Raw genomic sequence first — 25362 nt, 5'->3', positions numbered from 1 at the left:
TTACACCACCGACCCCAGCTTGAAGATCGGCATATACATCGCAATCACCAGGCCGCCAATCAGCACGCCCAGGATCACCATGATCAGCGGCTCCATCAGCGACGACAGCGCCGCCACCGCCTCGTCCACTTCCTCTTCGAAGAAGTCGGCCACCTTGCCCAGCATGGCGTCGAGCGAACCGGATTCCTCGCCGATCTGCACCATCTGGATGACCATGTTGGGGAACACGTTCGCGTTCTGCATCGAGATCGTCAGGCTGGTGCCGGTGCTGACCTCGGTCTGGATCTTCTTGGTCGCTTCCAGGTAGACGTCGTTGCCCGAGGCGCCGCCGACCGAGTCGAGCGCTTCGACCAGCGGCACGCCCGCGGCGAACATGGTCGACAGGGTGCGGGTCCAGCGCGCGATGGTGGCCTTGCGGATCACGGCGCCGAAGATCGGCAGGCGCAGCAGCAGGCGGTCCATCGCCTGCTGCATCTTGCGCGAGCGCTTCCAGGCCTGGAAGAAGAAGTACAGGCCGGCAAACAGCCCGCCGAAGATCAGCCACCACCATTCCACGACGAAGTCCGAGATGCCCATCACGATCAGGGTCGGGGCGGGCAGGTCGGCGCCGAAGGTCTTGAACACCTCCTTGAAGGCGGGGACCACCCAGATCATGATGATCGCGGTGACGACGAAGGCGATCGCGATGATCGAGATCGGGTACATCAGGGCCGACTTGATCTTGCCCTTGATCGCCAGCGTCTTCTCCTTGTAGATCGCCAGGCGGGTCAGGAGGTCTTCCAGGATGCCGGCCTGTTCGCCGGCGCCCACCAGGTTGCAGAACAGCGGGTCGAAGTAGACCGGGTACTTGCGGAAGGCGTTGTTCAGGCTGGTGCCGGTCTCGACGTCGTTGCGCAGGTCCATGATCAGCTTGGACATGGACGGGTTGGCATGGCCCTTGCCGACGATGTCGAAGGCCTGCAGCAGCGGCACGCCGGCCTTCATCATGGTGGCCAGCTGGCGCGTGAACAGGGTCAGGTCCTTGTCGGTGATCTTGCGTCCGCTGCGGTAGGCCTTCTTCTTGACCTTGGTGACCAGGATGCCCTGGCGGCGCAGCGTGACGTTGACGATCGCCTCGCCGCCGGCGCGCAGTTCGCCGCGCACGGTCTTGCCGGTCTTGTCCTTGCCTTCCCAGGCGTAGACCGCTTCCTTGACCTGCGCTGCGGCGCGGTTCCGGGTTTGGAGGGAGCTTGCCATATGTTCTTGTCGCCTATTCGTTGGTGCAGCCGAGCACTTCTTCGAGACTGGTGAGTCCTTGTTTTACCTTCATCAGGCCGGAGCGGCGCAGCGAGTTCACGCCTTCCTTCTCGGCCTGCTCGGCGATCTGCATCGAATTGCCGTGCGCGAGGATCAGGGCCTCGATGGCCGGGGTGATCGGCATGAGCTGGTAGATGCCGACGCGGCCCTTGTAGCCGGAGCCGAGACAGCGATCGCAGCCCACCGGGCCATAGGGCTTCCAGCCGCCTTCCAGGTCGCTGTCGCGGTAGCCGGCCGCGACCAGCACCTCGCGCGAGGTATCGAGCGGCTGCTTGCAGCTGCACAGGCGGCGCGCCAGGCGCTGCGCCGTGATCAGGATGACCGAAGAGGCGATATTGAAAGGCGCCACGCCCATGTTCATCAGGCGGGTCAGGGTCGAGGGCGCGTCGTTGGTGTGCAGGGTCGAGAACACCATGTGGCCGGTCTGGGCGGCCTTGATCGCGATGTCGGCGGTTTCCAGGTCGCGGATCTCGCCGACCATGATGATGTCGGGATCCTGGCGGAGAAAAGACTTCAGCGCCACCGGGAAGGTCAGGCCGGCCTTGTCGTTGACGTTCACCTGGTTCACGCCGGGCAGGTTGATCTCGGCCGGGTCTTCGGCGGTCGAGATGTTGATGCCGGGCTTGTTCAATACATTCAGGCAGGTGTACAGCGATACCGTCTTGCCGGAGCCGGTCGGGCCGGTGACCAGCACCATGCCGTAGGGGCGCGAGATCGCGTCCAGCAGCAGCGCCTTCTGTTCGGGATCGTAGCCGAGCGCGTCGATGCCCATCTGCGCCTGGGTGGCGTCGAGGATACGCATGACGGTCTTTTCGCCGAACAGCGTAGGCAGGGTGCTGACACGGAAGTCGATGCTGCGGGTCGGGCCGACGATCAGGCGCATGCGGCCGTCCTGCGGCACGCGCTTTTCCGAGATGTCGAGCTTGGCCAGCACCTTGATGCGCGAGACCAGCTTCTCGCGGATCGACAGCGGCGGATTGGCATGGTCGCGCAGCACGCCGTCGACGCGCATGCGGATGCGGTAGTACTTCTCGTAGGGCTCGAAGTGGATGTCGGAGGCGCCCAGTTGCAAGGCATCCATCAGGATCTTGTTCAGGAAGCGCACGATCGGCGCATCCTCGACATCGCTCGCCGGGTCCGGCAGCGCCGCCGCCTGCGCTTCTTCCTCGGCGAATTCGATCTCGGCATCGTCGCCGACCAGCTCGTTCAGGCTCGCTTCGGTGCTCTTGGCCAGCTTGTCCAGCAGCTTGAGCAGGACATCGTGGGCCACGATCACCGGCTCCACCGAGGCCTCGCTCTGGAACTTGATCTGGTCCAGCGCCTGGATATTGGTCGGGTCGGACAGCGCCACCGACATCTTGTTGCCGCGCTTGGCCAGCGCGATGACGCGCTGCGCCTGCATCAGCTTGGCGTCGATGGCGGTCGCCGGGAGGGATTCGGGCGCGAAGCAGGACAGGTCGAGCAAGGGGTAGCCGAAGGTCTCGGCGCAGAAGCTGGCCAGGGCGGCCGGCTCGATGATGCCGCTCTCGAGCAGGGTGTCGATGAAGGCGGTCTTGTCGGCGGCGGCTTTCTTGTGCAGCCCATCCGCCTGTCCCGGGCTCAGCCGGCCAGCCTGCACGAGCGCCCGCGCCAGGCCCGACAGGGGCGCACCGGTGATCGTGTTGGGGAGGACTGCTGCCATAGGAGAAGGGCTGGAAGGACGGAGTTTTACCCGGGATGGATTCTCTGGATGATGCCTACGGGCATCAAATTTGTAAAGCGTGCCGTGCCCCGGGAGATGCGTACGCGCCACGTAGACAGGCTGTCATGCGGGACTTTATGGTGCAGCCGATAATGCTTGTGGTTGGGGCGACAAGCATTATGGTTGAGCTGACAAGGAGGGGCTTGATGCAGTTCGAGCGGGTGGCTTGTTGGCAGATTAGTTCCACCAATGACAAGTCGACCCGGCCGCCGGCAACTGTGCCTGCACGGCGCGGTGGACGATCCCAGCCTTGACCGCTCCGTCGGCATCGAAGATGCGCGCATTGCCGGTCAGGTTGCTGCGGATGTCGGTGGGGCAGCCGGCGGCGGTCGTGGCCTCGAGGAAGATGCTGGCATAGCGCTCGGCGTCGAAATCGAGGCAGTCGCGCCATTCGGACACGCGCGAGTGGTCGGCCGCGACCAGGCTGCCGAAACCCCAGTGCAGCGGGTGGATCAGGAAGCGTGTGCCGGGGCAGGCATAGCGTTTTTGCCCGGCCAGGAAGATGACCACGGCCACCGATTCCACGCTGCCGATATTGTGGGTGGTGAGCGGCACCGGCAGCGATTTCAGGAAGAAATACAGGGCGAAGCCGGCCGTCATGTTGCCGCCCTCGCTGGACATATGCAGTTCGATCTCGGTCGCGCCATTCTGCAGCGCCTGCAAGCAATTGTTGCGAATGCTGCTGGCGGAATGATGGTTGATCGGTCCGATGAAATGAACGATATGCAATGCCATGGCTTCTCCCGACGCGATGAGTTCGAGCATAGCAAGTTTCAGGCGCCGGCCGCGTCCGGATGCTAGCTGCCCCGGTAGGTGGAGTAGGACCAGGGCGTCATTACCAGCGGCACGTGGTAGTTTTGCTGGGCATCGAAGATGCCGAAAGCGATCGTCACGCGGTCGAGGAAGCGCAGGTGGGGCGGGGGCAGCTCCACGCCCTGGGCGGCAAAGTAGTCGCCGGCATGGAAGACCAGCTCGTACTGGCCGGGCCGCAGCAGCTCGCCTTCCAGCAGCGGCGCGGCGCAGCGGCCGTCGCTGTTCGTGACGTCGGTCTTGATCAGGGTGCGGCCGGTTGCGTCGATACCGTACAGCTCGACCTTGACCCCCGCGCCGGGGCGGCCGTGGGCGGTATCGAGAACGTGGGTGGAAAGTTTGCCCATATCAGCAGAATGAGTGGAAGTATGCGGGCAATCATATACCGTTGTGCTTCCTGCAATATATGATCGCCGATATACCTGCCTCTTTCCGAGCCCATGGACACTTATTCCGAATATCCGCGCGACCTGGTCGGCTACGGCCGCAATCCGCCGCATGCGCGCTGGCCCGGCGGCGCGCGCGTGGCCCTGCAGTTCGTGCTGAACTACGAGGAGGGCGGCGAGAACTGCGTGCTGCACGGCGACCCGGCCTCCGAAACCTTCCTGTCCGAGATCATCGGGGCACAAGCCTTCCCGATGCGCCACATGAGCATGGAGTCGCTCTACGAATACGGCTCGCGCGCCGGCCTGTGGCGGGTACTGCGCCTGTTCGAGGAACGCGGCCTGCCGCTGACGGTGTTCGCCGTGGCGATGGCGCTCAGGCGCCATCCCGAGGCGGCCAGCGCCTTCCGCGAACTGGGCCACGAGATTGCCTGCCACGGGCTGCGCTGGATCTCGTACCAGAACGTCGACGAAGCGACCGAGCGTGCGCACATGCTGGAAGCGGTGCAGATCCTGCGCGAGCTGACCGGGGAAGCGCCGCTCGGCTGGTACACCGGGCGCGACTCGCCCAACACGCGCCGGCTGGTGGTCGAGCACGGCGGCTTCGCCTACGACGCCGACCATTACGGCGACGACCTGCCGTTCTGGCAGCAGGTCGAGACCAGCGACGGCCAGCAGGTGCCGCACCTGGTGGTGCCGTACACGCTCGACACCAACGACATGCGTTTCGCCGCCCTGCAGGGTTTTAACTCGGGCACCCAGTTCTTCGATTACCTGAAAGATGCCTTCGACGTGCTGTATGTCGAGGGCGACCCTGACGGCCTGGACCGGCCGAAGATGCTGTCGATCGGCCTGCATTGCCGGCTGGTCGGACGGCCGGCGCGCGCCGCGGCACTGGCGCGCTTCCTCGACTATGTCCAGGGGCATGATAAGGTCTGGATCACGCGCCGCATCGACATCGCGAACCACTGGAAAACGCTGCATCCTTTCCTAAAATGAAAGAGCAGGGCGATTCATAAGATATACGAATATATTGATAAGTAATATATAGGTTATCTTATAAGTGGTGTGCATCCGGGTGGTAGCCTTCCGCCCTTGCCGCTTTTGCAGCCAAGAGAGAACAGAATGCCAGAGCCGATCCGCTTCTTTTACCGCGGCGCCGTCCACGAAGTACGTGACGCGCAGCCGACGCAGACCATCCTGCAGCACCTGCGGGAGGACCTGCATTGCACCGGCACCAAGGAAGGCTGTGCCGAGGGCGATTGCGGCGCCTGCACGGTGGTGATCGGTTCGCTGGAAGACGGCGAATTGCAGCTCAAGGCGGTCAATTCCTGCATCCAGTTCACGCCCACGCTCGACGGCAAGGCCTTGTTCACGGTCGAAGACCTGCAGCAGCCCGACGGCAGCCTGCATCCGGTCCAGCAGGCCCTGGTCGAGTGCCACGGTTCGCAGTGCGGCTTCTGCACCCCGGGCTTCGCCATGTCGCTGTGGGGCATGTACCTGACACAGGAAAGCCACGGGCTTTCCGGCCGCCAGCCCTCGCGCTGCCAGATCGACGATGCGCTCTCGGGCAACCTGTGCCGCTGCACCGGCTACCGCCCGATCATCGACGCGGCCCGCCGCATGGTCGAGCTGCCCCCAAGCGCTTTCGACCGCGCCGCGCTGGCCGAGCGCCTGCGCGTCCTGCAGCGCACCCATGGCTTCACGTACGAAGCGCAAGGCGGGCGCTTCCACGTCCCGCGCACGCTCGCCGAACTGGTGCAGCTGCGCAGTGAATTCCCGCAGGCCCTGATGCTGGCCGGCTCGACCGACGTCGGCCTCTGGGTCACCAAGCAGATGCGCGAGCTGAACGACATCATCTACCTGGGCCAGGTGGACGAACTCAAGACACTGGCCGAATCCGGCGACACCCTGGAGATCGGCGCGGGCGTGAGCCTGAACGATGCCTACGCGGCCATCTGCCGCCACTATCCGGATGCGTTGACGGAGATGTGGCAGCGCTTCGCCTCGCTCCCGATCCGCAATGCCGGCACGCTGGGCGGCAACGTCGCCAACGGCTCGCCGATCGGCGATTCGATGCCCTGGCTGATCGCCCTGGGCAGCCAGGTGGTGCTGCGCAGCGCCGCGGGCGAGCGGGTGCTGGCGCTGGAAGATTTTTATCTCGGCTACCAGCAGAAAGACCTGCAGCCGGGCGAGTTCGTGCAGGGCGTGCGGGTGCCGTTGCCGCGCGCCGGCCTGCGCTTTCGCACCTATAAACTGGCCAAGCGCTTCGACCAGGATATTTCGGCCGTGTGCGCGGCCTTTGCCGTCACCCTCGACGGCGACACCGTGGCCGCCGCACGCATCGCCTTTGGCGGCATGGCGGCCACGCCCAAGCGCGCCGCCAAGGCCGAAGCGCTTCTCGTCGGCCAGCCATGGAACGAAGCTTCGCTGCGCGCCGCCATGAACGCGCTGGCCCAGGATTACGCGCCGCTGAGCGACATGCGCGCCTCCAGCGCCTACCGCATGCTGGCCGCGCAGAACCTGCTGCGCCGCTTCTGGTTCGAGACCCGCCTCGACAATCCGCTGCCGGCCAGCGCGGTCAATGCCTTCGCGGCCGCTTGAGAGGAGAACGGACATGAACGACGCAGGCACCCCCATCCTCGACGCGGCCCAGTGGACCGAAGTCGGGCGCGCCCGCCCGCACGAATCCGCCGTGCTGCACGTGCTCGGCCAGGCCACCTATACCGACGACATCCGCGAAACCGCCGGCACCCTGCATGCCGCGCTCGGCCTCTCGAGCCGCGCCCATGCGCGCATCCTCGGTATCGACCTGGACTCGGTACGCGCCAGCCGCGGCGTGGTGGCGGTGCTCACTGCGCAGGATATTCCAGGGCTGAACGACTGCGGCCCCATCATCCATGACGACCCGATCCTGGCGGACGGCCTGGTCCAGTACCTTGGACAGCCGGTCTTCATCGTCGTTGCCGACAGCCACGACAACGCGCGCCGCGCCGCCAGGCTGGCCAGGATCGACTACGAAGACCTGCCGGCAATCCTGACGCCGCAGGAGGCGCGCGCCGCCCAATCGTACGTGCTGCCGCCGATGCGCCTGGCGCGCGGCGACGCGCACAGCGCCTTCGCAGGCGCGCCGCACCGCGTGAAAGGCGAACTGTATGTCGGGGGCCAGGAACAGTTCTACCTCGAAGGCCAGATCGCCTACGCCATTCCCGGCGAAGACCACGGCATGCACGTGTACTGCTCGACCCAGCACCCGAGCGAGATGCAGCACGTGGTGGCGCATGCGCTCGGCCTGCATTCACACCACGTGACGGTCGAGTGCCGCCGCATGGGCGGCGGCTTCGGCGGCAAGGAATCGCAGTCGGCGCTGTGGGCGGCAGCGGCGGCGATCGCAGCTAGGCGCACGCGCCGCCCGGTCAAGCTGCGCGCCGACCGCGACGACGACATGCTGGTCACCGGCAAGCGCCACTGCTTCCACTACGAATACGAAGTCGGCTACGACGGGGAAGGGCGCATCCTCGCCGCGAAGGTCGACATGGTCACGCGCGCCGGCTACTCGGCCGACCTGTCCGGTCCGGTCGCGACGCGCGCCGTCTGCCACTTCGACAACAGCTATTACCTGTCCGACGTCGAGATCCGCGCCGCCTGCGGCAAGACCAATACCCAGTCGAACACCGCCTTCCGCGGCTTCGGCGGACCGCAGGGTGCGATCGCCATCGAGTACGTGATCGACGAGATCGCGCGCAATCTCGGCCGCGACCCGCTCGACATCCGGCGCCTGAACTTCTATGGCAAAACTGATCGCAACGTCACGCCCTACGGCCAGGCCATCGTCGACAACGTCATCCACGAGCTGGTGGCGGAGCTCGAGCAGACCAGCGAGTACCGCGCGCGCCGCGCGGCGATCGAGGACTTCAACCGCGCCAGCCCCGTGCTCAAGAAGGGCCTGGCGCTGACGCCCGTCAAATTCGGCATCGCCTTCAACGTCACCCACCTGAACCAGGCGGGCGCGCTGGTGCACGTCTACGTGGACGGCTCGATCCTGGTGAACCACGGCGGCACCGAGATGGGGCAGGGCATCAACACCAAGGTGATGCAGGTGGTGGCGCACGAACTGGGCGTGGACCTGGCGCGCGTGCGCGCCACCGCCACCAATACCAGCAAGGTCGCCAACACCTCGGCCACCGCCGCCTCGACCGGCGCGGACCTGAACGGCAAGGCCGCGCAGGACGCCGCGCGCAAGATCCGCGACCGGCTGGCCGCCTTTGTGGCATCGCAATTCGGCGGCGATCCATCGGAAGTGCGTTTTGCCGACGACACTGTGTTCGTGAACGGAGAAGCGCTGCGCTTCGGCGAAGTGGTGGCCAAGGCCTACCTGGCCCGGGTGCAGCTGTGGTCCGACGGCTTCTATGCCACCCCGGGCCTGCACTGGGACCCCAAGACCATGAACGGGCATCCCTTCTCCTACTACGCTTATGGCGCCGCGGTGTCGGAAGTGGTGGTGGACACGCTCACCGGCGAATGGAAGCTGCTGCGCGCCGATGCGTTCTACGACGCCGGCAATTCGCTCAACCCGGCGATCGACATCGGCCAGGTCGAAGGCGCCTTCATCCAGGGCATGGGCTGGCTCACCACCGAAGAACTGTGGTGGAACCCGGCGGGCAAGTTGATGACGCATGCGCCTTCGACCTACAAGATCCCCGGCGTTTCCGACTGCCCGGAAGACTTCCGCGTGCGCCTGTTCCGGAACCGCAACGTCGAGGACAGCATCCACCGCTCCAAGGCCGTGGGCGAGCCGCCGCTGCTGCTGCCGTTCTCGGTGTTCTTCGCGATCCGTGACGCCATCTCCGCGGTCGGCGGGCACCGGGTGAATCCGCCGCTGAACGCGCCGGCCACCTGCGAGGAAATCCTGAAGGCGGTGGCAGCCGTCGAAGCGGCGAGCGCTTGATGAGCGATTGGCTGCAAGACTGGTTGCCAAATGAGGAGCTGCACGCGCCGGCAGTGCTGGTGACGGTCGCCCGCGTCGAGGGCTCCGTCCCGCGCGAACCGGGCGCGCGCATGCTGGTGGACGCGCGGGGCTTTTGCGGCACCATCGGTGGCGGGCACCTCGAGCACCGGGCTTTGGAGATGGCGCGGGCGATGCTGGAGCAGGGTGGGGGGCAGGCGCATATCGAGCGTTTTCCGCTGGGGCCGAAGCTGGGGCAGTGTTGCGGGGGGATTGCGTGGTTGGCTTTCGAGATGGCCGACGCGGCGCAGCTGGCCTTGCTCGACAAGCGGCGCAACGAAGATACGTGGCGCATCGTACATGTAGGGTGGGCGGGTCTCCCGCCCACGCGGTCAACTAACGGTGATGTCGCGGCTGCGCTTCCGCCAGTTGACCGCGTGGGCGGCGAAGCCGCCCACCCTACCTCCCTCCTCGACGCACATGGGCGACTGCTCGCGGGCGGCGACGCTCCGCCATTAGACCGCACTCAAGGCACCCACATCTTCCAGGACGCCGACAACCGCCTCTGGCTGGCCGATGCCGTCCTCGCCCCGCGCGCCCACCTGATGCTGTTCGGCGCCGGCCACGTCGGCGCCGCCATCGTCCGCGCGCTGGCCGAACTGCCCTGCCGCGTCACCTGGGTCGACGAGCGCGACGAGCTGTTCCCGGCATCCGTCCCGGCCAACGTCACGGTCGAAGCGACCGACACCCCCGAGGTGCTTGTTGAAAAAGCACCACACGGCACCACCTTCCTGGTCATGACCCACAGCCACGCACTTGACCTGCAGCTGTCTCACGCGATACTGTCCCGCCCCGGCGCAGGGGATTGGTTCGGCCTGATCGGTTCAAGCACCAAGCGCCGCCAGTTCGAGCACCGCCTGCGCGAACGCGGCATCGATGCCGCGCGCCTCGACGCGATGGTCTGCCCCGTCGGCTTGCCCGGCATCGAGGGCAAGGCCCCGGCCGTGATCGCGGCCTCCGTGGCGGCCCAGCTGCTCCTCGTGTGGGAAGCTTGCGCCCGCCAGCCAGACGTTTCAACGGAATTTATCTAATGTCCACCGCACCCAATAACGTGCAAGCCTACCGTGCGAGCTTGCTGCATTTTCACGCCGACCCGGCTTTCGACAGCGACGCCTACGCCTGGCACGAGGACGGCCTGCTGGTCGTCGAAGACGGCCGCGTCAAGGCGGCGGGCGATTACGCTGCCCTGGTCGGCACGCTGCCGCCAGGCCTGGCCCCGCACGACTACCGCGGCCAGCTGATTACTCCGGGCTTCATCGACACCCACCTGCATTACCCGCAGACCGACATGATCGCCTCGCCGAGTCCGGGCCTGCTGCCCTGGCTGGAGACCTACACCTTCCCGACCGAACGCCGCTTCGAGGATCCGGCGCATGCGCGCGCCACCGCCGAGTTCTTCCTCGACGAGCTGCTGCGCTGCGGAACCACCACCGCCGTGGTGTACTGCACCGTGCATCCGCAATCGGTGGACGCGTTCTTCGAGGCCAGCGAGGCGCGCAACTTGCGCATGGTGGCCGGCAAGGTGCTGATGGACCGTCATTGCCCGGACTTCCTGCGCGACCTCGAGGGCGACGTCGGCGCCAGCGCGGACCTGATCGAGAAGTGGCACAAGCGCGGCCGCCAGCTGTATGCGATCACCCCGCGCTTCGCCCCCACCTCGACCGACGCCCAGCTGCGCGCCACCGCCGAATTGGCGAAAAGCTACCCGGACACCTTCATCCAGACCCACGTCTCGGAAAACAGGGACGAGTGCAAGTGGGTGGGCGAACTGCATCCGCAGGCGCGCAGCTACCTGGACGTCTACGAGCGCTTCGGCCTGATGCGTCCGCGCGCCCTGTTCGGCCATTGCATCTGGCTGGACGACGAGGACTTTGCGCGCATGACGGCCACGGGTAGCGCGGCGGCGGTGTGCCCGACCTCCAACCTGTTCCTCGGCAGCGGCCTGTTCGACTTCGAGAAGGCCGACAGCGCACGCACGCAGCTTGCGCTCGGCACCGACGTCGGCGCCGGCACCTCGTTCTCGATGCTGCAGACCATGAACGAGGCCTACAAGGTGGCGCGCCTGAAGGGCAGCTACCTGAAGGCAGAGCGGATGTTCTACCTGGCGACGCTGGGCGCGGCACGTGCCATGGGCCTCGAAGGGACGGTCGGCAGCTTCCAGGCGGGCACGGAAGCGGACTTCGTCGTGCTCGACCCAAGCTGCACGCCGCTGCTGGCGCGCAGGACGAAGCAGCTGGACTCGCTGGAAGAACTGCTGTTCGCGCTGGCGCTGCTGGGGGATGACCGGGCCATCCGGGCGACTTACTCGGCCGGCAGGCAGGTCCACGTCCGCGACGCGTGATACCAGTGCGATATTGCCAACGCTAACTCAACCGTATAGAGTTGCGCGGTCCACCGCAGGCGCGAGCCTGCGCGTATTTGCAGCAACCACCGCACCAGAAAGTCCCGATCCATGTACAAACAACTGACCGGCAGCGTCCTGCTCGCCCTGGCCGTCGCCGGCGCCCCGCAGGCCCTGGCCAAGGGCCCGGCCGCAGCGAAAACGAGCGCGAATGAAACCGCGACCGCCCGCCACTACGCCAGCCTGATCGCCGGCGAGCCGAAGACCGCCGAGCTGACCCTGTTCTTCACCCAGATGCCGAAGGGCGGCGACCTGCACCACCATTATTCGGGTTCGGTCTACGCCGAGCAGTACGTCGACTTCCTCGACAAGCAGGGCTACTGCGTCGACAAGCGTACTTACCGCATCGAGACCAGGAAGGACGTGGTGGCCGCCGAGCGCGCCAAGCCGGCGGAGGACCGCAACTGCCTGTCGACCGCCGAGGTCTATGCCGACGACTACACCTACCGCGAGCTGCTGCAGCGCTGGTCGAACAAGGACTTCAGCAACCATGGCGCGATCCAGCCGCCGCCGGACCGCCTGTTCTTCCAGACCTTCGGCTTCTTCGGCCCGGTCTCGAACGCGAACTTCCGCGAAGGCCTGCAGGAACTCAAGAAGCGCGCCATCGCCGAGAACGTCAGCTATATCGAGACCATGTTCAAGATGTCGCCGTTCGTGGTGAACAAGGATTTCGACGCCCAGGCCTGGAACAATGCTCACGATGATAGGGCTTTTGAGGCCCAGATGGGCGCCTGGCTGGCCGTGCTGGAACAGGACGCCGGCTTCAGGAAGCAGACCGAGGATTTCGTGGCGAAGATCCACGAGTCGGCCGAGGGCATCGACGACGAGCGCTTCACCATGCGCTACCAGACCTATGTGCTGCGCCTGCTGAACCCGTCGCAGGTGTTCTCCTCGATGGTCTCGGGCTTCAAGGCCGCGGCCATGAGCGACAAGATCGTGGGCGTCAACATCGTCGGCCAGGAAAGCACCATGGTCTCGATGCGCGACTACACGCTGCACATGAAGATGTTCCGCTTCCTGAAATCGCGCTACCCGGAAGTGAAGGTGGCCATGCACGCCGGCGAACTGGCGCTGGGCGACGTGCCGCCGGAAGGCTTGAAGTTCCACATCGACCAGGCCCTGGTGGTCGCCAACGCCAACCGCATCGGCCACGGCCTCGACCTGGCGCACGAGAGCAATGCTCCGGCCATCATGGCCAGGATGCGCAAGGACGACATCCCGGTCGAGATCAACCTGACCTCGAACGCCTTCATCAGCGGCGTCGAAGGTGCGAACCACCCGATCACCCTGTACCGTAAATATGGCGTGCCTTACGTGATCTCGACCGACGACGCCGGCGTCACCCGCCACACGCTGTCGCACGAGTACGTGCTGTTCGCCAGCCGCTACAAACCGGACTACGCGGAGATGAAGCGGACCTCGTACAACAGCATCCGCTACGCCTTCCTGTCGGTGGCAGAAAAACAACGTCTGACCCGCCAGCTGGACGAGCGCTTCGCCGCTTTCGAAGCGAAGATTGCCGCCCTGGCAAAGGCGCAGGCCGCAGCAAAGTAAGCCTGTGTACAAGGCGCTTCGCAGCCACTGCGGAGCGCCTTCAAGTCATCTTGAACGAGTGACTTCTTGACACTCGATTAGCAATAATTCATCTTTTGTGGCCTTCCTGCTACAAAAAATCCTCTTCCTTCCTCGGTTTGGCGAAATTCTTATTAAAAAAATTTCGCCTAGGAATGCCGCCTTTATAATCCCGCCTTGTCATTTTGCTGGGTATCAAGCCGAGTCTGTGGCGTAGCAACAACGTGCTGGTCCGTATTTATACGACAAACGTATGAATGTCGAAGCCAAAACGAATTTGCCGGTTTGTTAACGGTCATGCATATTGGAGTTTGATTTCCAAAAGGCATTCCTCGTTTGACGGGCACCCGCGTGAAGAAAACCGGGGTGTAACTTCGTTGAAATACTTGCACGTTAGACTTGCCGCCGCCAGCCGGCAGGACCGCCGGCGCATCACGCAGCAAAAAAGAGATTGCAGTAAACGTAAGAGAGGGCAACCGTCGGCTGCCCGTTATAACTATTAGTTCTTTTTGGGGTTATCAATGATCACTCAACAACAGATCCGGCTCACCAAACTGGCGCTGGCTTTGTCGGTTGCATTGGCTGCTACGCCGGCCTTCGCACAGAACACCACCTCGGCCATCGGTGGCCGTATCTCGGCCGCTGACGGCAAGCCTGCAGTCGGCGCCCAGGTGCAGATTGTTCACACCGAGTCCGGTTCTGTCAGCAATGTCACGACCGACGCAGAAGGCCGTTACGTTGCACGTGGCCTGCGTGTCGGCGGTCCTTACACGATCATCATCACCAAGGATGGCGTCACCGAGCGCCGCGAAGGCGTGTTCGTCGACCTGGCTGAAACCGCCGCCATCGACGCGACCCTGGGCCAGCAGATGCAGACCGTTACCGTGACCGGTTCGGCAGCCCGCTCGGAAATCTTCTCGAACCAGTCGATGGGTTCGGTCACCGCGATCTCGCGCGCCGACCTCGAAACCCAGGCATCGATCAACCGCAACCTGCAGGACTTCGCGCGTCTCGATCCGCGCGTCTCGCAGACCGACAAGGACCGCGGCGAAATGTCCGTGGCCGGCCAGAACTCGCGCTACAACTCGATGACCATCGACGGCGTGGCCGTGAACGACACCTTCGGCCTGGAAGCCAACGGCAGCCCGACCGCCCGCCAGCCGATCTCGATGGAAGCGATCGCTTCGGTGCAGGTGAACGTCGCCAACTACGACGTGACCCAGCGCGGCTACACCGGCGCCAACGTCAACGCCGTCACCAAGTCGGGTACCAACGTGTACCACGGCGGCGCCTACTACGTGACCCGCGACGACCGCCTGGTCGGCAAGCGCTACAACCGCTCCACCGACGCCTACACCGACGCGCCGGACTTCAAGGACAACACCAAGGGCCTGTGGGTCAGCGGCCCGCTCATTCAGGACAAGCTGTTCTTCTTCGCCCTGGCTGAAAACTACGAGAGCAGCCGCAGCGGTCCGGAATTCGGCGCCATCGGCAGCGGCACCGGCACCACCGTCGGCATCAGCCCGAACCAGATCAACCGCATCAAGGACATCGCCCAGAACCGCTACGGCTTCGACATCGGCAGCACCGAAGTGCCGGCCGGTACCAAGATGAAGTCGGAAGAGCGCATGATCAAGTTCGACTGGAACATCAACGACAACCACCGCGCCAACCTGCGTTACTCGAAGACCTCGCAGAACGAACCGATCTTCCCGGGCTTCTCGCAGAGCGGCGTCGCCCTGAGCTCGCAGTTCTACAACCAGGACAAGACCATCGAAACCCTGGTCGGCCAGGTGTTCTCGGACTGGACCGAGAACCTCTCGACCGAATTCAAGATCTCGCAGCGCGACTATGACTCGCAGCCGATCAACAACGCCACGCTGCCGACCATGTCGTTCCAGTTCAGCGGCCCGCTGCCGTCGGATGCCCCGAGCGGCACCCGCACCGGCAACCGCTTCCTGAACACCGGTACCGAAAGCAGCCGCCACAACAACGTGCTGGGTACCAAGACCCTGGACGTGTACGCCGGCGCCAACTACCTGTGGGGCGACCACGAATTCAAGGTCGGCGCCGACTACACCCAGAACAAGGTGTACAACGCCTTCCTGCAGAACGTGTTCGGCAACTACACCTTCGCCTGCGACAACAACTTCACCTATGCGAACGTGCCGGGCACGAGCGCCGCTGGCACGCTCAACTGCTCGACCGCGACCGCATCCCAGATCGATGCTGCGATCTACGAGAACTTCTCGCGCGGCCGTCCGACCTCGTACACCGTGCAGCTGCCGGTGCCGGGTGGTTCGCTGAGCAACGCGATCGCCCAGTTCAAGATGAAGAACACCGGTCTGTTCCTGCAGGATAACTGGACCGTCAACAACAACCTGACGATCAGCGCCGGCGTGCGCGTCGACGTGACCGGCGTCGACGGCAACCCGCTGCGCAACGCCAACGTCGCCCAGGCGCCGGTGGCCGGCAATGCCGCGACCTTCACCCGCCAGACCGGCGGCTTCAGCGTCGACAACACCCGCACCTTCGACGGCAACAAGCTGTGGCAGCCACGCGTCGGCTTCAACTACAAGATCGACGCGGCACGTCCGACCCAGCTGCGCGGCGGTGTCGGCCTGTTCCAGGGCGCGGCGGCGACCGTGTGGATGTCGAACCCGTTCTCGAACCCGGGCGTCGCTACCCGCAGCATCACCTGCTCGGGCTCGGGCGCGACCCGCTGCCCGAACACCGACGGCCTGTTCACCCCGGACGTGAACGCCCAGCGTACCGTGGCCGGCTCGACCCCGGCGGTCAACGTCGACATCCTGTCGCCGAGCCTGCGCCAGCCGTCGATCTGGAAAGCCAACCTGGCATTCGAGCATGAGCTGCCGGTCGGCGGCCTGGTGTTCGGCGCCGAGCTGCTGGCGACCGAGAACAAGGATGCGATCTTCTACCAGCACCTGAACCTGGGCGCGCCGACCCGCATCGGCAAGGACGGCCGTGAGCTGTACTACAACGCCAACGGCCTGAGCGCGAACTGCTACACCTTCACCAACAACGCGGCAGGCGCGGCAACCGGCTGCCAGAACACGGCCAAGGCCCTGTCGAACCTGAGCTACGACCGCGTGCTGCTGGCCCAGCGCACCGGCAAGGGCGACGCCCAGCTGGTGACCTTCTCGCTGACGAGCCCGACCCGCAAGGGCTTCGGCTGGTCGGTGGCCTACACCCACACCAACGCGACCGAAGTCTCGCCGCTGACCTCGTCGACCTCGAACTCGAGCTGGTCGGGCCGTTCGGTGTTCAACCCGAACGAAGAAGTCGCCGCCAACTCGTCGTACCTGGTGAAAGAGCGTATCAACGCCCGCCTGTCGTGGGAGAAGCGCTTCTTCGGCGACTACCGCACCCGCCTCGGCGTCTTCTATGAAGGCCGCGAAGGCAAGCCGTACAGCTGGACCATCAACAACGACCTGAACGGCGACGGCCTGGCCGGCAACGACCTGATGTACATCCCGTCGAAAGAAGGTTCGGGCGAAGTCGTGTTCTTCGGCGACACCGCGACCAACAAGAGCAACGAAGCGCGCTTCTGGTCGGTCGTCAACGCCAACGAAGTGCTGCGCAACGCCAAGGGCGGCGTGGTCGGCCGTAACAGCGACTTCTCGCCGTGGACCAACAGCTTCGACGTGAAGATCACCCAGGAACTGCCGGGCTTCTTCAAGAAGCACAAGGCCAGCTTCGCACTCGACATCCTCAACTTCGGCAACCTGCTGAACAAGAAGTGGGGCCGTATCGAGGAAGTGGGCTTCCAGTCGGCCGGCGCGCAGGCGCGCAGCTTCGTGGACTACCTCGGCCTGGATGCACAGGGCCGCTACGTCTACGGCGTGCGTAACAACGTCGAAGACCTGGACGTCCGCCAGGCCAAGGGCGAGTCGCAGTGGGCCATCCAGGCGACCTTCAAGTACGAGTTCTGATCTCGACTTGATGGCATCCCTGTGATGTGAGAACGGCCGGTGGCGACACCGGCCGTTTTTTATTGGGTGAAGGCTGCGTATTTCGCCCCAGCGACCGCCCCGTAAAGATGGCGGGCGGGCGCAAGCCCATGTGATAATGCGGAGGGCATAGCTCGCCTCCCTCCTTGATCGAGAACACTCCATGACCGTTTCCCTGCGTGCTCCGGCACCACTCTCGCGCGCCGCATTGGCCGTCGCCGTTTCCCTGACCCTGGCCGGCTGCGCCACCACCGCCAGCCGTGAACCGGTCAGCATCAACCTGATCGCCATGAACGACTTCCATGGCAACCTCGAGCCTAGCCGCTATGTCCCGACCAATCCGGACGGCAGCAAGGCGCCCGCCATCCGCGCCGGCGGCGTCGAGGCCGTGGCCGCCGCGCTGCAGGCCTGGCGCAAGGAAGACAAGGACCTGCTGTTCGTCTCCGCGGGCGACCTGGTGGGCGCCAGCCCGGCCATGTCCTCGCTGTGGGCCGACGAGCCGACCATCGAGGCGATGAACATGCTGAACCTGCGCGTCTCCGCGGTCGGCAACCACGAATTCGACGCCGGCCGCAAGGAACTGCTGCGCCAGCAGAACGGCGGCTGCGATTCGCCGCGTCCGGCCAAGGCCTGCCAGATGGCGCCGAACTACGGTGGCGCCAAGTTCACCTACCTGGCCGGCAACGTGGTCGACAAGGCTACCGGCAAGCCCTTCATCCCGGCCTTCAGGATCATCGAGACCAAGGGCATCAAGGTCGGCCTGGTCGGCGTGGTGCTGCAGGACACCCGCTCGGTCGTGATGGCCTCGGGCATCGCGGGACTGGAGTTCGGCGACGAGGCCGCGGCGATCAACCGCGCCATTCCCGACATGCGCCGCCAGGGCGCCGACGTGATCGTGGCCCTGGTGCACCAGGGCGGCCGCACCCCCGAAAATCCGCTGACGCCCGGCTGCACCCAGCTGAACGGGCCGATCGTCGACATCGTCAAGCAGCTCGATCCGGCGATCCGCCTGGTCATCACCGGCCATACCCACGAGGGCTACCTGTGCAAGGTCGACGGCCGCACCGTGACCCAGGCCTCGTCCTACGGCCACCTCCTGACCCGCATCGCCATGAAGGTGGAGAAGGGCGTCGGCCAGGTGGGCGAGGTCCAGGTCGAGAACGTCCTGATGAAGGGCGGCGCCTTCCCGGCCGACGAGAAGATGGCCGCCTTCATGGCCAAGGTGAAGGACAGCAGCCGCGCCGCCCTGATGCGCCCGGTGGCGCGCCTGGCGACGGCGCCGGTGCTGCGCAAGCAGAACGCAGCCGGCGAAGCGCCGCTCGGCAACCTGATCGCGGACGCGGTGCTGGCCGCCACCCGCAATGTCGGCGCCCGCATCGGCTTCATGAACGAAGGGGGCATCCGCAAGGACCTGGAAGCCGGGGAAGGCAACGTGGCCGCCTTCGGCCAGGTCCAGGCCGTGCTCCCGTTCGGGAATACCCTGGTGGTGATGGACCTGACCGGCGCCCAGATCCGCGCGCTGCTCGAGCGCCAGTGGAACAAGGACGGTTCGATGGGCTCGATGCTGCAGGTGTCGAACGGCTTCAGCTATACCTGGGACGAGAAGCGTCCGGTCGGCAGCCGCGTGACGGCCATCAGCCTGGACGGCAAGCCGCTCGAAGACGGCCAGCGCTACCGCATCGTCGCCAACAACTTCCTGGCCGAAGGCGGCGACAACTATCCGGAATTCGGCAAGGGCACCAACCGCCTCGAGACCGGCTTGCTCGACCTCGACGCTTTCGCCGACTACCTGCGCGAGACCGAGGGGCAGGGTGCCGCCCTCGCTCCAAGCGCGCCGCGCATCGTCAAGGCTCAGTAAGCCGACCGTTTCAACCAAGGATGACCATGAAAAAACTAGCCTGCGTACTGGCGCTCACCACCGCTTTTGCCTCCTTTGACGCCGCGGCCTGGGGCCGCGACGGCCACAAGGCCATCGGCGCCATCGCCGACAAGCTGCTCAAGGGCAGCAGGGCGCAAAAGGAAATCGCCCTGCTGCTCAAACCCGGCGAATCGCTCGAACTGATCGCCAACTGGGCCGACTGCGTCAAGGGCACCTATTGCGGCGAGCAGACTCCGGAGATGATCGAGTACGTCAACGCCAATCCGCAGCACGACAAGTACCACTACACCAACGTGCCCTTCCAGCACGACCACTACGACGACCATGGCGTGGGCAGGACCGGCGTCGACATCGTGCAGACCCTGCGCCAGTGCATCGCGGTCCTGCAGGGCAAGACCGATCCTGAGCTGAACCCGCACAAGTTCACCAAGCGCCAGGCGCTGATCCTGCTGGCCCACTTCGCCGGCGACATCCACCAGCCGCTGCACGTGGGCGCGGCCTATGTCGGCAAGGACGGCAAGTTCGTCGCCCCGAACACCCAGGAAGAAGTCAACGAGACCGTCATCTTCGATACGCGCGGCAGCAACAACCTGCTGCTGGACGACGCCAGGCTGGCCGAACTGGCGGCGCGCGTGATCCCGGCGGGCGAACCCGTACCGGTGAAGGAAGGCGTGCCGAAGTCCTTGACGCGGCCCTTCCACTCGTACTGGGACAGCACCACGGTCGACTACGCGTTCCGCCGCCTGCAGACGAAAACACCGGCGCAGTTCGCGGACAAGGTCGTCAGCGGCAAGACGCAGCTGCCGCTGATCGAAGGCGATCCGATCACCGTGCCTTACGCCTGGGCCAACCACTCGCTGTTCGTGGCCAAGGAAGCCTTCAGGGAAGTCACGCCCGGCAAGCTGACGCCGCAGACCAGCAAGAAGGGCGAGACCTACTACACCTTCGCCCTGGAAGTGCCGGCCAACTACCCGGTGCCGAGCTCGGAAATCGCCAAGCAGCAGTTGATCCGGGGCGGCTATAACCTGGCGGCGCTGCTGCAGGCAATTTATCCGGAAAAAGGCTGATCGACGGCTGCAGGATAGATCAGCAGCAGACATCATCATGGGCGCCACTGGCGCCCATGATGTTTTTGGATGCGCGCGCTCGTCGCCGCTGCGGTCTTGGCATAGAATCCGTTCTCCCGGATCTTATCGAAAAGCCATGACCAACCTTATCAAGGCCGCCTGCGCCGCCTGTTGCATCCTCCCCCTGGCTGCCTACGCCCAGCCCGCGGACGAACGCAATCTCCCCTTGTGGGAAATCGGCCTCGGTGCCGCCGCCCTGTCCACGCCTTCCTATCCGGCCTCAAGCGGACGCGAAACGCGGGTGCTGGTCGTGCCGAGCGTGATCTACCGTGGCGAGATCCTGCGCGCCGACCGATCCGGCATCAATGCGCGCCTGTTCAGCTCCGACTGGGCCGAGCTCGACTTCGGCTTCGCCGGCGCCTTGCCGTCGGACTCGGACGACGTGGACGAACGCGCGGGGATGCCCGACCTCGGCCCGCTGGTGGAAGTCGGTCCACGCCTGAAGCTGCGCCTGGCGGACCTGGGCAACAACCGGCGCCTGCGCCTGGAGCTGCCGCTGCGCGCCGTGATCGAGGCGCGCGGCGGGCTGCATGGCCGCGGCGCTACTTTCGAGCCGCGCCTGGCCTACGAGATGGCGGGCGAGCGCAGGGCCTGGACGTTTGAAGCCAATGTGTCGGCGGTGCTGGGGGACCGCAGGATCAACCGCCACTTCTACGAAGTCGCGCCGCAGTATGCGACCGCCACGCGGCCGGTGTATGCCGCCGACTCCGGCCTGCTGCTGACGCGCCTCGGCCTGTTCGGTTCGCGCTACGTCAACGAGGACGTACGCCTGTTCGGCTACCTGCGTTTCGAGAGCTACAAGGGGACGGCGAACCGCGACAGTCCACTGCACGTGAAGGACAGCGGCGTATCGGGCGGGGTGGGGGTGTTGTGGACCTTCAAGCGTTCCGCGGCGCGGGCGCGCGGGGCGGAAACGGTCGATCCGAGCATGTAAGGAAAAATGCCGTGCGGGGCCGCACGGCATGGGTGATACCCGGGCGGCAAGGCCGGTCCGGGCAATGCTGCAATTACTTGGAAGCGTCCTTGCCGTCCTTGTGCTTGGACTTCTTGTCGTGCTTGTCCTGCTTGGCGTCAGCCTTGTCGGTCTTGTCGGCGGTCGATGCCGACGCCGGAGTCGCCGGGGTGGCAGGCGTTGCCGGAGTGGCCGGCGAAGCGGCGGTGGCAGCGGTGGTGCCGGTGCCGCCGGCGGTGGCCGACGAGTCGGTGGTGGCCGAGGTTTCGGTTGCCGGGGTGGTCGGCATTGCCGGAGTGGCGGCGGTTGCCGGGGTTGCCGGAGTAGCCGGGGTTGCTGGGGTGGTGGTCTGGGCGTAGGCCGAGGCAGCGGACAGAGCGACGATCAGGGTAGCAATGGTCTTCTTCATTGGGTAAATCCTTTCTGGTTCGGTTCTGGCGTACGTTTATCGTGTCACCTAGGCATCTAACGGGCCGCCGCTGAGCCCTGTTGACGAGGCTTACAAAGCCTTACGGTAGTCACATTTGCTAACAAACTGTGCAACAAGCGGTGATTCAGCGCAAAAAAATGGCCTGCAGAAATGCAGGCCATTCTTGTTGCGTGCGAAGCGGTCAGCGTGACTTGACGAAAGGCCTGCCCAGCGCTTTCGGGGCCACCGACTTGGCCATCAGGCCGGCCAGCACCACCACGGTCAGCACATACGGGATCATCTGGATCAGTGCGCCCGGGATACGGCCCACCACCGGCAGGTCCACGCCTTCCATCTGCACCTGCAGCGCGCCGAAGAAGCCGAACATCAGGCAGCCCAGCACCGTGTGCAGCGGGCGCCAGTTACCGAACACCATGGCGGTCAGCGCCAGGTAGCCGGCGCCGGCCGACATGTCGCGCAAGAAGAAACCGCTCTGGACGATCGACAGGTAGGCGCCTGAGAAGGAGCACAGCACGCCGGCGATCAGCATGGCGCTGTAGCGGGTCTTCTGCACCGAGATGCCGGCGGCGTCGGCCGCATGCGGGTTTTCGCCGCAGGCGCGCAGGCGCAGGCCGAAGCGGCTGTGGTAGAGCACCCAGTGCACCACCGGCAGCAGCAGGAAGGCGAGGTAGACCAGCACGGTGTGACCGCCGATCACGCTGCCGTACAGCCAGCCGATGAAGGGGATGTCGGCCAGGGCCGCGGTGCCCGGCAGGACGATGTCGCTCAGGCGCGCTTCGCCCAGGTCCGGCGTGCGGCCGCCTTGCTGGAAGAAGTACTGGGCCACGACAAAGGTCAGGCCGGTCATGGCGATGTTGATCGCCATGCCGGCGACCAGCTGGTTGCCCTTCTGGGTGATCGACACGAAGGCCTGCACCATGGCCAGCATCACGGAGGCCACGATGCCGGCGGCGATGCCGATCCACGGATCCTGGTAGGTATAGGCGACGCCGGCCGAGACGAAGGCCGAGGCGAGGATCTTGCCCTCGAGGCCGAGGTCGATCACGCCGCTGCGCTCGGCGAACAGGCCGGCCATGGCCGCGAAAATCAGGACCGGCGCATTGCGGATCATCGTGACGACGATGCTGGCGAGTTGGAAGTCGTCCATGGCTTATTGACCTTTACGAGCATTGATCAGTTTGAGGACCGCCGGCGCGTACAGGTTCTCCATCGCGCCGCAGAACAGGATGATCAGTCCCTGGATGAAAATGAAGGTCTCCTGCGGGATGTTCGGCTTTTCCAGCGAGAGGTCGAAACCGCCCTGGATCAGCGCGCCGAACAGGACCGACGACAGGAAGATGCCCACCGGGTGCTGGCGGCCCATCAGGGCGATCGCGATGCCGATGAAGCCGGCGCCGGCCGGGAAGTTCAGGCTCAGGTAGTGCGTCGAGCCCAGGATCGAGTTGACGGCCGCCAGGCCCGCCAGGGCGCCCGAGATCAGCATCGCGACGATGATCATGCGGCTGATGCGCACGCCGGCGTAGTGGGCGGCGTGCTGGTTCAGGCCCGTGGCCTGCAGCTTGTAGCCCCACGAGGAACGCGACATCACGATGCCGTACACCGCCAGCGCGACCAGCGCCAGGAAGAAGGAGATGTTCAGCGGGGTGTCGCCCAGGACCGGGAACCAGTCGACCAGGCGCGGCATCCACGAGGCTTCGCTGAAGACGCGGCTGGCCGGGTTCTGGTCGCCCTCGGGGATGAGGTACTTCACGATGATGAAGTTCATCAGGCTGGCGGCGATGAAGTTGAACATGATGGTCGTGACCACCACGTGGCTGCCGCGCTTGGCCTGCAGGTAGCCGGGCAGGAAGGCCCAGCCGGCGCCGAACACGGCGCTGGCAAGCATTGCCAGCGGGATCAGGAGCCAGGGCGACAGCGAGGCATCGAAGGCGAGCATGGCCAGGGTCAGGCCCAGGCCGCCCAGGTACATCTGGCCTTCGGCGCCGATGTTGAACAGGCCGGCCTTCATCGCCACCGAGACCGCCAGGCCGGTGAACACGAAGGTGGAGGCGTAGAACAGGGTGTAGCTCAGGCCTTCCGGATTGATGACGGCGCTGTTGATCAGGATCTGCAGCGATTCGACCGGGCTTTCGCCCAGCAGGTGGATCACCAGCGCGGCCACCAGCAGTGCGGAGAGCAGGTTCAGGATGGGCAGGACGAAGCCCGATGCCCAGCGTGGGAGTTCAGTCGTTTTCATATCAGTGCTTGTGCATCCCGCCCATCAAGAGGCCAATGCGGGTGGTATCGAATTCGTCGATGTTCAGCTCACCGGTGACGCGGCCGCTCGAGACGACCACGATGCGGTCGGCCAGCGCGCGCACTTCTTCCAGCTCGGTCGACACCAGGAGGATCGCCACGCCTTCGTCGCGCAGGCGCAGCAGCTGGGTGTGGATGCTTTCGATGGTGCCGATGTCGACGCCGCGGGTGGGCTGGCCGACCAGCATCAGCTTGGGTGCGGCCGACACTTCGCGTGCGATCACGACCTTCTGCTGGTTGCCGCCCGAGAGTAGGCCGATGCGCAGGTCTGGATTCTTGGGGCGCACGTCGAAGGCCTCGAGCAGGTGCGCGCAGCGCTTGGCGATGGCGTCGAAGTCGAACAGGCCCAGCTTGTTCTTGACGCGGTCCTGGTAGCCGAACACCGTGTTCTGCATGACCGAGAAATCCTTGATGACGCCGTCGCGCAGACGGTCTTCCGGCACGTGGCCGATGCCCAGATCGCGGAAGGTGGCGGGCAGGCCGTCCGCGTTGGAGCGGCCGGCATAGGGCAGTTCCTTGCCGAGAAACTCGACTTTACCGGAGCTCGGCAGGCGCATGCCCGACAGGATTTCCATCAGCTCGCTCTGGCCGTTGCCCGACACGCCGGCAATCGCCACGATCTCGCCGGCGCGCACCGTGAGGTCGATGTCGGATAGCAGCTTGACCTTGTTCTTGTCTTCCAGCTGCAGGCCGCTGACCTGCAGCACCGGTGCGCCCGGCTGATACGGTTTGCGCGGCAGGTTGCCTTCGATCGGGCGGCCGACCATCATGTTGGCCAGCTGTTCTTTTGACGTGTCGCGGGTGGCGACGGCGCCGGCCACGCGGCCCGCGCGCATCACGGTCACCTGGTCGGTGATCTCCATGATCTCGCCCAGCTTGTGGGTGATCAGGATGATGGTCTTGCCCTGTTCCTTGAACAGCCGCAGGATCTCGAACAGCGAGGCGGTTTCCTGGGCGGTGAGGACGGCGGTCGGCTCGTCCAGGATCAGGATCTCGGCGCTGCGGTAGATCTGCTTGAGGATCTCGACGCGCTGCTGGGCGCCCACCGACAGGTCGTGGATGGTGGCCAGCGGGTCGACGTCGAGGCGGTACTTGGCGCAGATCTCGCGCAATTTCGCCTCGGTTTCCTTGCGCTTGGCAGCCAGCTTGAATCCGCCCTCGGTGCCCAGCATGACGTTGTCGAGCACGGTCATGTTCTCGACCAGCATGAAGTGCTGGTGCACCATGCCGATGCCCAGGTCGATCGCCTCGAGGGACGAGCGGATCTGGCGCTCCTGGCCGTTGATCACGAGCTGGCCGCTGTCGGCATGGTAGTAGCCGTACAGGATGCTCATGAGGGTGGACTTGCCCGCGCCATTCTCGCCGATCACGCCGTGGATCGAGCCTTTGGCGATCGAGAAGCTGACGTCAGCGTTCGCCTGCACGGCCCCGAAGGCCTTGCTAATGTTGCGAAATTCTACGGCTGGCTGCATTGCGATCAGTACTTATAAGAGTGGATGC

General features: G+C 65.1%; 18 protein-coding genes. 10 read left to right on the top strand and 8 right to left on the bottom strand.

Going from position 1 to position 25362, the window contains the following annotated elements:
• The 4 genes from ACK6C6_RS22700 to uraH all read right to left on the bottom strand — a co-directional run bounded on the left by ACK6C6_RS22700 (nt 1) and on the right by uraH (nt 4194).
• Complete coding sequence (locus ACK6C6_RS22700; protein WP_409269426.1) at nt 1-1236, bottom strand: type II secretion system F family protein; 1236 nt, start codon at nt 1234-1236, stop codon at nt 1-3.
• A gap of 13 nt (nt 1237-1249) precedes the next feature.
• Nucleotides 1250-2977, bottom strand: coding sequence for a type IV-A pilus assembly ATPase PilB (gene pilB, locus ACK6C6_RS22695; protein ID WP_409269425.1), 1728 nt, complete (start codon nt 2975-2977; stop codon nt 1250-1252).
• 237 nt (nt 2978-3214) lie between these two features.
• On the bottom strand, nt 3215-3772 hold the full coding sequence (locus tag ACK6C6_RS22690) for a ClpP family protease (protein ID WP_036211097.1): 558 nt from the start codon (nt 3770-3772) through the stop codon (nt 3215-3217).
• A gap of 62 nt (nt 3773-3834) precedes the next feature.
• Nucleotides 3835-4194, bottom strand: a complete 360-nt coding sequence (gene uraH / locus ACK6C6_RS22685; protein ID WP_409269424.1) for a hydroxyisourate hydrolase — start codon at nt 4192-4194, stop codon at nt 3835-3837.
• Between the two features lie 93 nt (nt 4195-4287).
• On the opposite strand from uraH, the gene puuE reads away from it, so the two are divergent.
• The 10 genes from puuE (at nt 4288) to ACK6C6_RS22635 (ending at nt 21119) form a co-directional block, all read left to right on the top strand.
• The gene (gene puuE, locus ACK6C6_RS22680) at nt 4288-5229 is read left to right on the top strand and encodes an allantoinase PuuE (RefSeq protein ID WP_409269422.1); all 942 of its coding nucleotides are present in this window, start codon (nt 4288-4290) and stop codon (nt 5227-5229) included.
• A gap of 126 nt (nt 5230-5355) precedes the next feature.
• A complete protein-coding gene (gene xdhA, locus ACK6C6_RS22675; RefSeq protein ID WP_409269420.1) occupies nt 5356-6834 on the top strand; it encodes a xanthine dehydrogenase small subunit in 1479 nt (492 codons plus the stop codon).
• Between the two features lie 13 nt (nt 6835-6847).
• Nucleotides 6848-9178, top strand: coding sequence for a xanthine dehydrogenase molybdopterin binding subunit (gene xdhB, locus ACK6C6_RS22670; RefSeq protein ID WP_409269418.1), 2331 nt, complete (start codon nt 6848-6850; stop codon nt 9176-9178).
• The gene (gene xdhC, locus ACK6C6_RS22665; protein WP_409269417.1) at nt 9178-10266 is read left to right on the top strand and encodes a xanthine dehydrogenase accessory protein XdhC; all 1089 of its coding nucleotides are present in this window, start codon (nt 9178-9180) and stop codon (nt 10264-10266) included. Before xdhB ends, xdhC begins: the two co-directional genes overlap by 1 nt.
• Nucleotides 10266-11576, top strand: coding sequence for a guanine deaminase (gene guaD / locus ACK6C6_RS22660; protein ID WP_409269416.1), 1311 nt, complete (start codon nt 10266-10268; stop codon nt 11574-11576). The genes xdhC and guaD overlap by 1 nt, the downstream gene beginning before the upstream one ends.
• 111 nt (nt 11577-11687) lie before the next feature.
• Nucleotides 11688-13190: an adenosine deaminase gene (locus ACK6C6_RS22655; RefSeq protein ID WP_292041922.1), complete on the top strand. Its 1503-nt coding sequence runs from the start codon at nt 11688-11690 to the stop codon at nt 13188-13190.
• Nucleotides 13191-13729: 539 nt separating this feature from the next.
• The gene (locus ACK6C6_RS22650; RefSeq protein WP_409269414.1) at nt 13730-17161 is read left to right on the top strand and encodes a TonB-dependent receptor domain-containing protein; all 3432 of its coding nucleotides are present in this window, start codon (nt 13730-13732) and stop codon (nt 17159-17161) included.
• Nucleotides 17162-17342: 181 nt separating this feature from the next.
• Nucleotides 17343-19037: a bifunctional metallophosphatase/5'-nucleotidase gene (locus ACK6C6_RS22645; RefSeq protein ID WP_409269412.1), complete on the top strand. Its 1695-nt coding sequence runs from the start codon at nt 17343-17345 to the stop codon at nt 19035-19037.
• 26 nt (nt 19038-19063) lie between these two features.
• Nucleotides 19064-20125 (top strand): S1/P1 nuclease, encoded by a 1062-nt coding sequence (locus tag ACK6C6_RS22640; protein ID WP_409269411.1) that lies wholly within the window; start codon nt 19064-19066, stop codon nt 20123-20125.
• A 136-nt stretch (nt 20126-20261) separates the two neighbouring features.
• Entirely contained in the window at nt 20262-21119 is an 858-nt protein-coding gene (locus tag ACK6C6_RS22635; RefSeq protein ID WP_409269410.1) for a MipA/OmpV family protein, read from the top strand.
• A gap of 73 nt (nt 21120-21192) precedes the next feature.
• Here ACK6C6_RS22635 and ACK6C6_RS22630 read toward each other — a convergent pair whose 3' ends face one another.
• The 4 genes from ACK6C6_RS22630 to ACK6C6_RS22615 form a co-directional block, all read right to left on the bottom strand.
• Complete coding sequence (locus tag ACK6C6_RS22630) at nt 21193-21546, bottom strand: hypothetical protein (RefSeq protein ID WP_209587943.1); 354 nt, start codon at nt 21544-21546, stop codon at nt 21193-21195.
• A 202-nt stretch (nt 21547-21748) separates the two neighbouring features.
• Entirely contained in the window at nt 21749-22714 is a 966-nt protein-coding gene (locus ACK6C6_RS22625; protein ID WP_209587944.1) for an ABC transporter permease, read from the bottom strand.
• A gap of 3 nt (nt 22715-22717) precedes the next feature.
• The gene (locus ACK6C6_RS22620) at nt 22718-23803 is read right to left on the bottom strand and encodes an ABC transporter permease (RefSeq protein WP_409269409.1); all 1086 of its coding nucleotides are present in this window, start codon (nt 23801-23803) and stop codon (nt 22718-22720) included.
• A gap of 1 nt (nt 23804) precedes the next feature.
• Entirely contained in the window at nt 23805-25334 is a 1530-nt protein-coding gene (locus ACK6C6_RS22615; protein WP_409269408.1) for an ABC transporter ATP-binding protein, read from the bottom strand.
• Nucleotides 25335-25362 lie beyond the last annotated feature (28 nt).

The organism is Massilia sp. BHUDP2 (assembly GCF_046236355.1).
In the GTDB taxonomy this organism is placed as follows: Bacteria; Pseudomonadota; Gammaproteobacteria; order Burkholderiales; family Burkholderiaceae_D; genus Telluria; species Telluria varians.
Note: the sequence above shows the minus strand (reverse complement) of the source record. Positions and strands in the feature narration are given on the sequence as shown.